The following is an 11938-nucleotide window of genomic DNA, read 5'->3' on the forward strand; positions in this document are numbered from 1 at the left end:
CGTGGTCGCAGGGTAGCGCTACCCGCTACGCGCTACTTCCGGAGTCGAGAATCCTGCCTCCACGCACGCTACGGAGCGAGATCGACAATCCGCCAGGAGGTTGCCAGCCTTGCCGGCTCGTCGATGATGAGGTCAGAAAAGCTCAACATGGCGAGGCCGCTATCCGGTCATCTTTCCTGCAGGGCCAATCGGATGCCGAGCCCCAGATAGATCACGCCGATCACGCGACCTTGCCAACGACCGATGCCGCGATGACGTGCGAGCCAGCCAGCGACATGCCCGGCGGCGAGCGCGATCAGGGCTGTGTAGACGGCACTCATGGCTACGAAGACAAGGCCGAGTGTAGCCAGCTGTCCCACAACTGAGCCCTGCTCGGGGTGCACGAACTGCGGCAGGAACGCGAGAAAGAAGAGCGCCGTTTTCGGGTTCAGCACCTCGGCCAGCACCGCCTGCCGAAACGCGAGCGGCGCATCTACCAGCCGGGCAGAGCTTAGGTGAAAGTCCTCACCATGTTCCAGCAACGCGCGGATACCGAGATAGATGAGGTAGGCGGCGCCCGCATATTTCACCACGCTGAAGGCCAGCGCCGAGGTCATCAGGACCGCGGAGAGGCCAAGCGTGGCCATCACCGTGTGCAGCAAGTCACCGGCTGCAATCCCGAAGCCGGTGGCGATACCAACGCGCCGTCCTCCGACTGACGCGCGAGCGAGCACGAGAAGTACGGCTGGCCCTGGAATGAGGAAAAGACCGAGAACCACGGCGACGTAGGTCAGAAGCGTATCGACATGTGGCATCGTGGTTCCCCACCGGCTTCGGTAGATCGCCAAGCCAGAACGGAGATCAAATTGCAAGCCCGTCAGCGGTCGGTTCGTAGCTCCGCTTCCACCGATGTTGTGTGACCACGATCAGGTCGAGCCAGGGCGCGACCGGCCTCTCACCGGCGTGATCAAGCAGGTGAATTGCTGGGTGGACGCGCCCCCGGCGCAGGGAACACGACAGGAATGCCTGCCCTGTGCTAGCCCGCATTTCTCACCAGTGTGAGGCTGCGCAGGTTGGATAGGGTTTAGCGTGGCGCGCCTGGCGAGGGCGCGCGTTTGTGCGACCGCTCGTTGCGGAGTGCCGGCTCGACGATGATCGTGTTGGTTGAAGGGGCGGGGTGGATGCGGCCGTCAGGCGGTGGCGTTTCGTAATCGCGCATGGACCAGCGCCCATTCGGGCTGGTTTGGGCAGCCGGACGCCATGGCGAACCTGATGCGCCGCACCGAGACCGTGACGAGGGCGCCGATCTTGAGAAGCTTGAGGCGGATGGTGCCGCAGGTCGCCTGGGCGAACTGGGTGTGGGCAAGGCCGATGCGGCGCAGGGCGCAGAGCAGCACGTAGGCCATCGAGGCGAACCAGAGCCGCAACTGGTTGGCGCGCATGGTGGCGGCCGATGTGCGGTCGGCGAAGAGGTCGCCCTGCGCCTCCTTGAGGCGGTTCTCCATGTCGCCTCTGGCGCAATAGACCTCTTCGTAGAGGTGGCGAGCCGCGACCTCGGCCGGCTTCAACGAGGTCACGATGAAGCGCGGATTGGCCTCGCCGCCGGTCCACTCGGCCTTGGCGATCACGCGCCGCCGGCGCGACCACGAATCGAGCGTCGACCAGTTGAAGTCCCTGAAGCGCCGGGCCGGCTTGCCGGTTCGCCGGGCCTCCTCCTCGGCCTGGATCAGGGCGACCGCGATCTCGGCAACGAGCCGCTCGTTGCGCGCCAGGCCGAACACGAAGTCGACCCGGTTTCCTTCGCACCAGGCCATCAGGGCGTCGCGGGCGAAGCCGGAATCGGCCCGCAGCAGGATGCGCACCCGCGGCCAGCGCGCCCGGATCTGGCCGACGATCCGCTCGACCTCCTCGATCGCACCGGCCGAAGCGTCGATGTTGGAGCGCCTCAGCTTGGCGGCCAGCAGATGCCGCCCGCAGAAGATGTACAGCGGCAGGTAGCAATAGCCGTCGTAGTAGCCGTGGAAGAAGCGGCCCTCCTGCTGGCCGTGGATGGGGTCGTCCGTTGCGTCGAGATCGAGCACGATCTGTTTGGGCGCCGTGCGATGCGCCTCCAGGAACAAGCTCACGAACAGGTGCTCGACCGCCGCGCCGTCGCAGCCGACCCGGTGATACCGCGTCGGCTCCGGCCCCGAGAGCTCGAGCCGGTTCAGCGTCGACTTGCCGGCGAGCGGCGCGCAATCCGAGCGTCGCGCCGCGAGCTTGCCGGCGAGCACCGCCAAAGCAGGGTCATGGCGCAACTCGTCGTGGTCGACGAGGTCCTCGTAGCCGAGCGCGATCCCGAAGACCCGCTGGCCGACCAGTGTCGCCACGCCATGCTCGATGCGGGTGGGAGCGCGTTCGTCCCGGAAGCATTGCGCGAACCGGTCCACCAGCCGGATGACCCGATCCGTCGCGCCCAGCAGCAGCGCGCCCGCATCCGACGTGATCTTGCCGCCATCGAACCCGGCCACCACCGACCGCCCCGCCACAGGTGCAAAGCCGAACCGATCCGGGCTACACTGTGTCGGCATCGGGGAGCTCCTCTGGCTCAGCATAAGTCGTTGCAGCACAACAACTTTGCCTCACTCAGAGCCCCGATGCACCTGCCCGTAGTGAGAAATGCGGGTTAGGTGATTGGGTGGCAAAACGCGTCTAGGCGATCAGTTGGTCGACCACATTCCGTTCGATCCCGTCGATACTGCAAAGATAAACGTGCGGCGGCACCGCTGTCTCAAGGAGCAACATGGTTCTCGATCCGGCTGCGGTCTACGACGCTCTGGTCACGCAAGATCGCCTTCGTCTTCCAGAGCTACCCCGAACGCACGGTATTTACGCCCTCTACGATCATGCTGGAGACATGCGCTACATCGGCATCACACCTGTCGACCCGCACGGTTTCCATGGTCGGATCAACAATCGACACGTCACAGGCTCAGAGGGCCGCAGCCACAAGTTCTCTCATGCCTACAACACGGGTCGCATGTGGCGGAACAAGAGGGACAACGGTGCGGATGCCAAAGTTGCAAAGGATCTGAGAAGCCACTTCGCCCGCCGCTATTGCCGCGCGACAATCGTTCCTGTCGAGCGAGAGCTTCACGCCTTGCTGCCAACGTTCGAGAAGGCCGTCCAGGCCAAGGCGCCGGCAGGACAACTGCTTTGGCTCAACAAGCGAGGCTTTGATCCCTACGACGAGCCAGTGGCACTCGTGGACAGCTTGCTCTCAGAGCTCGCGTTCACCTCCGAACAGCATGCTGCCCTTGGCAGGCAGCAGGCCCGCTGGTCCGCGTCGTAGCACCTGGCCAACGGCGCTGTGCCTCGATGGGTATTCTGTCGCTCGGTCACTGCGCTCAACCCGCTGCATCAGCCCTTCTGGCGCGCCCCCCCGCCACGACCGCCGCGAGCGCCAGCTTTAGGTTGGGAGGGTAACGCTGGTCACGGGCAAGGACGGCCACCCAGTCCGCCGCGTCAAGGTCGCCATCAGCCACATCGTCGAGGGCGCCCGCATCATCGTAGAGCGAGCTCCCGTCATTCGGTGACCGAGCATCGAACCAAGCGGCCAAGCGCCGTGCAGCGAGTCATGGCGCCCTGGCCGCATCAGCTAATTTGCGAGCGCAGTTCACGCCGGTGCGAGCTCCGGCACGCTGTCCGTCCGAGGTCCGGTCGCCACAATCTGCAGCGAGCCGTCCGCGAGCGGTCGCTGCAGCGAAGCCGCCTCAGACCAAGGTGCTCGAAGCCACGCCTCGCGCTCCTGGTCGGTCGTCAGGATCACCGGCATAGCCTTCGGATGGACGGCCCGGACCTCCCGGTTCGGGTCGGTCGTTAGGAATGCATATAGGTCCGCAGTCTCCTGACCCGCCTTGATCTTCCGCACGCCAGTCCACTGCGGCAGCCAGATCCCGGCGAAGCAGGTCAGCGGCCGGCTCTCATCGAAGGCGAACCAGACGTTCCCGCCCGCGCCTTTGTTGAACTCGCTGAAGCTGTTGAGCGGCACGAGGCAGCGATGAGCCGGTTCGAGCCAAGGCTTCCAGTGCCGGCTCGACGTGTTGCGAACGTTCGTCGTCCCGCCATCCGGCTCCATGCGCAGGAGCTCGTCGAAATCGACGTCCTTGCCCTTGGCCCGCAGCTTGTCGGCCCTCGCCTTCGCAGCCTCGAACAGTGCTTGCTTGCTGCTCGGCATGCCCCAGCGCGCCATGCCGAGCGCGCGTGTCCCGTTCTCGCCCGTGCGTACGATAGGCGCGGCGTAATCCGGGTAGATGCCCGGCATCGGTGGCAGATTGCCAGTCAGATCGGTGTCGACCCGGAAGAGGCGCCGGATCGCTTCCTGGTTCGTCGTTGCGCTGTAGAGATTGCACATCGCGGGTCAGCGACGAGACCGCGCAGCGCCAATGATGGCGGCGACGGCAAGCAGGATGCCGATCACCATCGCGCCGATCGCCGCGATGAAGGGGACATCGGTCCGAGTGCGCAACGTCAGCTTGCCGGCCTGGAGTTCGGTCGCCGCACCGGACTTTGGGAGTTCGGCAGGATTGAAATCGTTGGTCATGCTTGGACCATATTGCCTTCGGACTGTCACTGCGAGGCTGCCGCTAGCCAGAACTCGTCAGTTGGCTGAGGATAATGTCCTCTGCCAACTATCTGCAATGCTCGCCCTAGCCCCTGTAAAGTATGCGTCAGCCGATCCCGGCCTTGAGTTGATGGTGGTGGTTCGCCGAAGTGGCTGTCATGACGGACAGCACGACGACGGCATCACTCGCTAACCCCTCTTACGACGGTAGTATGAGCGGCTCCGGTGCCCGCGCGGGCCGCGGCGTCGAGGTTCGTGTGCGGGAGGTCCGGCGCCGGAACTGGTCGACGGAGGAGCGGCTGCGGATTGTCCGGGAGACGCTGGAGCCCGGCGTGATCGTCCAGGCGGTGGCGGACCGGCACGGCGTCAGCACCGGCCAGCTCTACACCTGGCGCAAGCAGATGCTGGCCACGGCGATGGCGGGCTTTGTGCCGGTGGAGGTGGTCCCGGAGGCGCCGCAGCTCCCGCCGCCCGGCCCGGTCATGTCGCCTGACAGCTGCGTGCCGTCTGGCATGATCGAGATCACGCTGCCCTCCGGCGCCAGCATTCGCATCACCGGATGCGCCGACGCCGCGACGCTGCGCGTCGTGCTGGCCGGGATGGGTGGGCGCTGATGCTGGGCCCGCCGCCGGGTACGCGAGTGTTCCTTGCCTGCGGCACGACGGATATGCGCAAGGGCTTTGACGGTCTGGCCGCGCAGGTGCAGACGGTGCTGGCGCAGGATCCCTACGGCGGCGCGATGTTCTGCTTTCGCGGCCGCCGCGGCGACCTGCTCAAGATTCTGGTCTGGGACGGACAGGGCCTGATCCTCATCGCCAAGAGGCTGGAGAAGGGCAGGTTCGTCTGGCCGCAGACGCAGGCTGGCGTCGTCTCGCTGACCGCGGCGCAGCTCTCGATGCTGTTCGAGGGGATCGACTGGCGCATGCCCGCCTGGACTGCGCGGCCGCAGGCCACGGTGTAGCCAATCCGCCATTGCAGCGGCCATCGCGTTGCGTAGAATCATGATGTGCACGCTGCGTCGTTCGACACGCCTGACGCCGAGATCGCAGCGCTCCGCGCGCTGCTGGCGGAACGCGACGCGGTGCTGGCCGAGCGCGATGCCGAGTTGCGCAACGCGACCTTCGAGATCGAGAAGCTAAAGGTCCAACTCGCCACGCTGCGGCGGGACCGCTACGGCAAGTCGTCGGAGAAGCTGGCCATCGAGATTGAGAACGGCGGTGCGAAATTCGTCCACGGTAGCGGCGGCATGATGCGGCTGCGGGCGGCTTAAAAGTCGTCCAGTTTTCCCTTTCTGCGGCAGCAGGGAGGGCGTGGGGATTTACAGCGTGGAGCTATATCTGAGAGTTCGTCAGGCTTGTGCGGAGGGCATGAGCCAGCGGGAAGCGGCACGGGTGTTTAATGTGTCGCGGGACACGGTTCGGAAGATGATGTCGTTTTCGGTTCCGCCCGGCTACCGTCGAACGGTCGAAGTCCGCCGCCCGAAGCTCGATCCGTTTATCCCGATCATCGAGGGGTGGTTGGAGGCTGACCGGATCATGCCACGCAAGCAGCGGCATACGGCGAAGCGGGTGTTCGACCGGCTTCGCGATGAGTGTGGCTTCACCGGCGGCTATACGATCATCAAGGATTACATCCGGGAACGTGAGCGACGTGGCCAGGAGGTGTTCGTGCCGCTGTCGCATCCGCCGGGCCACGCTCAGGCCGACTTCGGCGAAGCCCTGGTCCGGATCGGCGGGGTCGAGCAGAAGGCACACTTCTTCGTGCTGGACCTCCCGCACAGCGATGGCTGTTACGTCCGGGGTTATCCTGCAGCGGTGGCCGAGGCCTGGGTGGATGGCCATATCCATGCCTTCGCGTTCTTCGGTGCGGTTCCCCAGTCTGTGCTCTACGACAACGACCGGTGCCTGGTGGCGAAGATCCTGCCGGATGGAACCAGAAAGCGTGCCTCGCTGTTCAGCGGGTTCCTGTCGCACTACCTGATCCGGGATCGCTATGGCCGGCCGGGCAAGGGCAACGACAAGGGGAATGTCGAAGGCCTGGTGGGCTACTCTCGGCGCAACTTCATGGTGCCGCTACCGGAGTTCGCCACTTGGGACGCGTTCAATCTGTGGCTGGAGGAGCAGTGCCGCAAGCGTCAGCGCGCAGTCCTGCGCGGCGAAAGCGAGACGATCGGTGAGAGATTGCAGCATGACCTTGCTGCGATGCGCGCCCTCCCGGCGGCGCCGTTCGATGCCTGCGATCAGGACAACGGCCGGGTCTCGTCGCAATCTCTGGTGCGCTACAAGACCAACGACTACTCGGTGCCGGTTGCATACGGCCACCAGGATGTCTGGATCCGGGGCTATATCCATGAGGTGGTGATTGGCTGCCGGGGCGAGGTGATCGCCCGCCATCCCCGATGCTGGGATCGCGACGAACTGGTCTTCAACCCGATCCATTACCTCCCGCTGATCGAGCAGAAGATCAATGCGTTGGATCAAGCCGCCCCGTTACAGGGCTGGGACCTGCCGGAGGAGTTCGCCACCTTGCGCCGCCTGATGGAGGTGCGGATGAACCGACAGGGTCGGCGCGAATATGTTCAGGTCCTGCGGCTGTTGGAGGCCTTCGATCTGGCGGACGTGCGGGCGGCAGTGCTCCAGGCTCTTCGGATGGGGGCGCTCAGCTTCGATGCGGTGAAGCATCTTCTCCTGTGCCGGGTGGAGCGTCGTCCGCCGCGACTGGACCTCGACTGCTATCCCTACCTGCCGAAGGCGATGGTCGAGAAGACCAAGGCCGGGTCTTACATGCGGCTGCTGTCGGATGATGCGGCATGAGTGATGCCCCGGAAATCCTGCTCGCCCATCACCTCAAAGCGCTGAAGCTGCCGACCTTCCTGCGCGAACATCAAAAGCTGGCCCGCCAATGCGCGGCGGAAGGGCTGGACCATGTCCGATACCTGGCACGGCTTGTCGAACTCGAACTGATCGACCGGGAAAGGCGAATGGTCGAGCGGCGCATCAAGGCCGCGAAGTTCCCGGCCGTCAAAAGCCTGGACAGCTTCGACTTTGCGGCCATTCCGAAGCTGAACAAGATGCAGGTGCTGGAACTGGCCCGGTGCGAATGGATCGAACGGCGCGAGAATGTCATTGCCCTCGGCCCGTCCGGCACCGGCAAGACCCATGTCGCCCTCGGCATCGGGCGGGCCGCTTGTCAGAAGGGCCTCTCGGTTGGCTTCACCACCGCCGCAGCGCTGGTCAGCGAGATGATGGAGGCCCGCGATGAGCGCCGCCTGCTGCGCTTCCAGAAGCAGATGGCCGGTTACAAGCTTCTCATCATCGACGAGCTCGGCTTCGTGCCCCTGTCGAAAACGGGTGCCGAGTTGCTGTTCGAACTGATCTCGCAGCGCTATGAGCGCGGATCGACCCTCATCACAAGCAATCTGCCCTTCGATGAATGGACCGAGACATTCGGCTCGGAGCGCCTGACCGGCGCACTGCTCGACCGATTGACCCACCACGTCAGCATCCTCGAGATGAACGGCGAAAGTTACCGCCTCGCCAACAGCACTGCCCGCAAGCGGCGCTGATCAAGATCCAGGCATCTTACAACTACTGGCCCTGACGGGCCAGCGCGCCATGGCACGCGCCAGCTATGTGGGAAGCGCGCGCGCCATGGCGCACATCCTCACCAACTGGCCTGGTTTTGCTCCGCCGCCGTGGTCGACTTTTGCGCCGCCGTTGACACGCATTGATGCACAGGTTGAGAAGCGCGTTCTCCAACTGCCCCGGGTCGATCAGCGCCGGCCACGCACCCGCGGCGCCGACTACGTCGAGGGTGACCTGTGGTCCGATGGTGCGCCGGATCAACTCCTCTACGCCGGCGATCAGCCGGTTCACGTTGGTCGGCTTCGGATCGAGCGTCTGGCGGCGGGAGAAGGCCAGCAAGCGGTGGGTGAGGGCGGCAGCGCGCTTGGCAGCGCCCTGCGCCACGCTCATGTAGCGGTCGAGGTCGCCGAAGCGCCCCTGGCCCATGCGGTTCTGCATGAGTTCGAGCGATCCGCTGATGCCGGCGAGCAGGTTGTTGAAGTCGTGAGCGATGCCGCCCGTCAGTTGGCCGATTGCCTCCATTTTCTGCGCTTGGCGGAGCGCCTCCTCGGCCCGGGCCAGCGAATCGCGCTGCTCCCGCTCAGCAGTTACGTGCCGTCCGTTCGCGTAGACGCACCCGTCCTCGAAGGCGGCCGTCCAGGCGAACCACCGATAACTGCCGTCCGCGTGCCGGAGCCGGTACTCGTACGGGACCGCGAGGGGCGCCTCGACGATGCCGGCGAACGCCTCCAGCGTTGCGGTCAAATCGTCGGGGTGAGTGAACTCCATGAAGGTAGAGCCCACGAGCTCCTTCTCGGGCCAGCCCAGCAGCATCGTCCAGGCGGTGTTCACGGCGCCGAGCCTACCGTCCGTGCCGGCGACGACGAGGAGATCCTGCGACAGGCGCCACGCCCGGTCGCGCTCGCGGGTACGCTCCTCCACTCGGGCCTCTAGTGTCGCGTTCAACTCACCAAGTTGAGCGGTGGCCGATTCTGCCACCCGGCGGGCTTCCAACATCTCGCGTTCGTAGCGACGCCGGTCGGTGGCGTTGAAGACGGTGATGCGAACGAACGACACCGCGCCCGTTTCGTCGCGTCGCTCTACGGCGTTGACGAGCACCGGGAGTGTAGAACCATCGGCTTTCACGACCTCAAGAGCGACTTCGTTGAAGAAGCCCTGCATGCGCAGCAACGGGGCGAAATGCGTCTCGAAGTAGATGCGGCCCGCGATATTCAGGATTTCGGGGAACTTGCGCCCGACGAGCCGGGCCACCGGGTGGCCCGTCCAGGCCACGAAGGTCGCGTTGGCCCTCGTGATGCGCCCGCCGGCGTCGGCGGAGAGGTAGCCGCAGGGCGCGTGATCGAAGAGGTCCTCGAAGTCGTCGACGGGCTGGCTCACGTCTCAGGTCGCCCGCCGCTCCCGCCCGAGGAAGGCCTGCATTTCGGAGACGGTCTCCTCGGGCGCACTCAGGTTGGGGCAGTGCCCGGTCGCCTTCATCTGGACCAGTTCGCTGTGCGGAAGCCGGGCGTGCACGTACTCGCCGACCGCTTGCGGGGCGATCACGTCTTCGGCGCATTGCAGGACGAGGCAGCGCGCGGTCACGTCCGCGAGGTCTGCGCGGTTGTCGGCGAGGAACGTGGTCCGGGCGAACCGCTTCGCGATCTCCGGGTCCGTGCGGCAGAAGCTATTGGTGAGTTCCTCGCCGAGTTCCGGCCGGTCGGGGTTGCCCACGATGACGGGCGCCATGGCTTGGGACCAGCCCATGTGATTGCTGTCGAGGAACTCCAGCAACTCCGCGATCTGGCCCTCGCTGAAGCCGCCCACGTAGTCGCCTTCGTCGACGTAGCGCGGGGACGGGCCGATCAGGATCAACTCATCGAAGAGATCCGGCGCCTTCTTGGACGCGAGGACCCCGACCATCGCGCTGACGGAATGGCCGACGTACACGCCCCCCTTTACGTCGAGGGCCCGGCAGAGTTCGACAACGTCGTCCGCATACCCTTCAAGGCTGTCGTACTTGGCCGGATCATACGCGGAGAGGTCGGACCCGCCCGCGCCGACGTGGTCGAAGAGAACGACGCGATGATCGTGCTCGAAGGCGGGAGCCACGAACCGCCACATGTTCTGGTCGCAACCGAAGCCGTGGGCGAAGACCATTGCCCGGCCGGCGCCGCGTACGACGGCGTTATGGCGGAGAGCGGCGGGCGGGCGGCCGCCTGATATCCCGCGCATGGGCGAGTTCCTCATAGACGATCTTATGACACGAGCCCGGCTCCCTCGCCATTGATGAGGGACGAGTTCGCTCCGCTGCCAGGCACGCAGGGCGCAGGAGCCGAAGTGGAGCTAGTGGTGAGAGTTAGACCCTTGGTACCCGAGGCCTACAGCCGCTTTGGGTGGTGAGCCGAAGTTGGCTGCCGGCCCGGAAGCGGCCATTCGGCCTCGGGCCCATGGACATCCCGCGAGGATGCGAACCTGCTCCGAAGTGGACACTATGGATTGAGCGTCAACATCTCACGACGGTGGCACGCGGACGTCAGTGCAACATCGCTCATAGCGCATCCGCGCCCAGTAGCACGGATCGAGTCTGCCGTGAGTGGGCCGGGGCTCGGGCAGGTTCAGGTTTGCTGTCGAGCATGGCCCTACCTTACCACTCGCCGACGAACGCATTTCGCCGAATGGAACGCGCATCCCTTATTTGTCGCTTATCATCGGGGCGATTCTGGAAACCGCCGCGTCAACGATCCGACCGGGCGCTCCGCGTCTACACCCCCGACCACGTTCCAGGGCGGAGCGCGTCGGCTCGTCCCAGGCGTGAAGCCCGGGGCGGCCGCGCGGCATCGCCGTGCAGGAGGCCAGAGCGGCAAGCACGCGCGCCCCCCCCCGGGATGGGCACGCCTGAAGCAGGGCAGCCTGCCGCCGGGCTCTCGCCACGCTCAGAGGATTCCCGGATATGCTCCGCCGTCTATGAGCAAGCTCTGTCCCGTGATGTAGCCGGCTTGCGTCGAGCATAGGAATGCACAAGCGGCCCCGAACTCGGACGGTTCACCGAACCGTTTTGCTGGGATTGCCTCACGCCGCTGATCGCGCACGACGCTGACGTCCAGCCCCTGCTGACGGGCAGCGGCTTCTTGTCCGGCCTTGAGCCGCCGCGTGTCAAAGGCGCCGGGCAGAAGGAAGTTGATGGTGACGTTGGCGTGCGCCACTGAGCGTGCCACGCCGGCGAGGAAGCCAGTGAGACCGGCTCGTGCCCCACTAGACAGGTCCAGCCCAGGCAGAGGCATCTTCACCGAACTCGATGTGATGTTGACGATGCGCCCGAAACGACGCTCGACCATCCCGTCGATCACGCACTGAAACAGGGCGATCGGCGTCACCATGTTGGCGGTCAGCCCAGCCAACATCGCCGCCTGATCGACGTCATGGAAGTCGCGAAAGGGCGGCCCCCCGTTGTTGTTGATGAGGATGTCCACCTGCGGAACGGCTTGGATGAGCGCCCGCTGCCCCTCAGCGGTGTCAAGATCGGCCGCGACTGGGATGATCTCGGCGCCTGTTTGGGCTCGCATCTCGGCGGCGGCAGCTTCCAGAGATGTGCGATCACGTCCGTTGATCACAACCCGGCACCCTGCCCGGGCCAGCTCAACGGCGCAGGCGCGTCCTAGCCCCTGGCTCGACGCACATACGACGGCGTTCCTGCCCGACAAGTTCAGATCCATGACACTCCTTCCAGCTTATTTTGGCGTTCAGCACTGTTGCGGGGCCGGCCCGCGCTGGCGCTCGAACTGCATTCCAGTGC

General features: G+C 65.3%; 12 protein-coding genes and 1 pseudogene. 6 read left to right on the forward strand and 7 right to left on the reverse strand.

The features are described from left to right. Positions 1–167: 167 nt before the first annotated feature. Positions 168–794 carry a LysE family translocator gene (locus tag V5F78_RS23575; protein WP_394016404.1) on the reverse strand — a complete coding sequence of 209 codons (627 nt, stop codon included), beginning with the start codon at positions 792–794 and terminating at the stop codon, positions 168–170. A gap of 375 nt (positions 795–1169) precedes the next feature. Continuing rightward, on the reverse strand, positions 1170–2549 hold the full coding sequence (locus V5F78_RS23580; protein WP_394016405.1) for an IS1380 family transposase: 1380 nt from the start codon (positions 2547–2549) through the stop codon (positions 1170–1172). A 212-nt stretch (positions 2550–2761) separates the two neighbouring features. On the opposite strand from V5F78_RS23580, the gene V5F78_RS23585 reads away from it, so the two are divergent. Further along, a complete protein-coding gene (locus V5F78_RS23585; RefSeq protein ID WP_394016406.1) occupies positions 2762–3310 on the forward strand; it encodes a hypothetical protein in 549 nt (182 codons plus the stop codon). 324 nt (positions 3311–3634) lie between these two features. On the opposite strand, the gene V5F78_RS23590 is transcribed toward V5F78_RS23585, so the two are convergent. After that, positions 3635–4372 carry an SOS response-associated peptidase gene (locus tag V5F78_RS23590; RefSeq protein ID WP_394016407.1) on the reverse strand — a complete coding sequence of 246 codons (738 nt, stop codon included), beginning with the start codon at positions 4370–4372 and terminating at the stop codon, positions 3635–3637. A gap of 6 nt (positions 4373–4378) precedes the next feature. Then, on the reverse strand, positions 4379–4561 hold the full coding sequence (locus V5F78_RS23595; RefSeq protein WP_394016408.1) for a hypothetical protein: 183 nt from the start codon (positions 4559–4561) through the stop codon (positions 4379–4381). A gap of 233 nt (positions 4562–4794) precedes the next feature. Between V5F78_RS23595 and tnpA the strand changes: the two genes are divergently transcribed. The 5 genes from tnpA to istB are packed head-to-tail and all read left to right on the forward strand — an operon-like array spanning position 4795 to position 8147. Then, entirely contained in the window at positions 4795–5196 is a 402-nt protein-coding gene (gene tnpA / locus V5F78_RS23600) for an IS66-like element accessory protein TnpA (RefSeq protein WP_394016409.1), read from the forward strand. Continuing rightward, positions 5196–5543, forward strand: coding sequence for an IS66 family insertion sequence element accessory protein TnpB (tnpB, locus tag V5F78_RS23605; RefSeq protein ID WP_394016410.1), 348 nt, complete (start codon positions 5196–5198; stop codon positions 5541–5543). The genes tnpA and tnpB overlap by 1 nt, the downstream gene beginning before the upstream one ends. A gap of 45 nt (positions 5544–5588) precedes the next feature. Continuing rightward, positions 5589–5852, forward strand: coding sequence for a hypothetical protein (locus tag V5F78_RS23610; protein ID WP_509274732.1), 264 nt, complete (start codon positions 5589–5591; stop codon positions 5850–5852). 55 nt (positions 5853–5907) lie between these two features. Further along, positions 5908–7395: an IS21 family transposase gene (istA, locus tag V5F78_RS23615; RefSeq protein WP_394072782.1), complete on the forward strand. Its 1488-nt coding sequence runs from the start codon at positions 5908–5910 to the stop codon at positions 7393–7395. Continuing rightward, complete coding sequence (gene istB, locus V5F78_RS23620) at positions 7392–8147, forward strand: IS21-like element ISPve1 family helper ATPase IstB (protein ID WP_394016433.1); 756 nt, start codon at positions 7392–7394, stop codon at positions 8145–8147. Before istA ends, istB begins: the two co-directional genes overlap by 4 nt. Before the next feature lie 157 nt (positions 8148–8304). Here the strand turns inward: istB and V5F78_RS23625 are convergent. The 3 genes and pseudogenes from V5F78_RS23625 to V5F78_RS23635 all read right to left on the reverse strand — a co-directional run. Further along, positions 8305–9543: pseudogene (locus tag V5F78_RS23625) on the reverse strand (hybrid sensor histidine kinase/response regulator); the annotation flags it as partial. Between the two features lie 3 nt (positions 9544–9546). Further along, the gene (locus V5F78_RS23630; RefSeq protein ID WP_394016383.1) at positions 9547–10377 is read right to left on the reverse strand and encodes an alpha/beta fold hydrolase; all 831 of its coding nucleotides are present in this window, start codon (positions 10375–10377) and stop codon (positions 9547–9549) included. A gap of 701 nt (positions 10378–11078) precedes the next feature. Continuing rightward, positions 11079–11858, reverse strand: a complete 780-nt coding sequence (locus tag V5F78_RS23635; RefSeq protein WP_394016384.1) for an SDR family oxidoreductase — start codon at positions 11856–11858, stop codon at positions 11079–11081. Positions 11859–11938 lie beyond the last annotated feature (80 nt).

It is taken from the genome of Roseixanthobacter glucoisosaccharinicivorans, assembly GCF_043195095.2.
GTDB lineage: Bacteria > Pseudomonadota > Alphaproteobacteria > Rhizobiales > Xanthobacteraceae > NCEH01.

Excerpts from the sequence above, each read along its gene's own strand:
- V5F78_RS23585 (WP_394016406.1), top strand. The coding sequence starts at position 2,762 with ATGGTTCTCGATCCGGCTGCGGTCTACGACGCTCTGGTCACGCAAGAT.
- V5F78_RS23575 (WP_394016404.1), bottom strand. The coding sequence starts at position 794 with ATGCCACATGTCGATACGCTTCTGACCTACGTCGCCGTGGTTCTCGGT.
- V5F78_RS23590 (WP_394016407.1), bottom strand. The coding sequence starts at position 4,372 with ATGTGCAATCTCTACAGCGCAACGACGAACCAGGAAGCGATCCGGCGC.
- tnpB (WP_394016410.1), top strand. The coding sequence starts at position 5,196 with ATGCTGGGCCCGCCGCCGGGTACGCGAGTGTTCCTTGCCTGCGGCACG.
- V5F78_RS23595 (WP_394016408.1), bottom strand. The coding sequence starts at position 4,561 with ATGACCAACGATTTCAATCCTGCCGAACTCCCAAAGTCCGGTGCGGCG.
- V5F78_RS23635 (WP_394016384.1), bottom strand. The coding sequence starts at position 11,858 with ATGGATCTGAACTTGTCGGGCAGGAACGCCGTCGTATGTGCGTCGAGC.
- V5F78_RS23580 (WP_394016405.1), bottom strand. The coding sequence starts at position 2,549 with ATGCCGACACAGTGTAGCCCGGATCGGTTCGGCTTTGCACCTGTGGCG.
- tnpA (WP_394016409.1), top strand. The coding sequence starts at position 4,795 with ATGAGCGGCTCCGGTGCCCGCGCGGGCCGCGGCGTCGAGGTTCGTGTG.
- istB (WP_394016433.1), top strand. The coding sequence starts at position 7,392 with ATGAGTGATGCCCCGGAAATCCTGCTCGCCCATCACCTCAAAGCGCTG.
- V5F78_RS23630 (WP_394016383.1), bottom strand. The coding sequence starts at position 10,377 with ATGCGCGGGATATCAGGCGGCCGCCCGCCCGCCGCTCTCCGCCATAAC.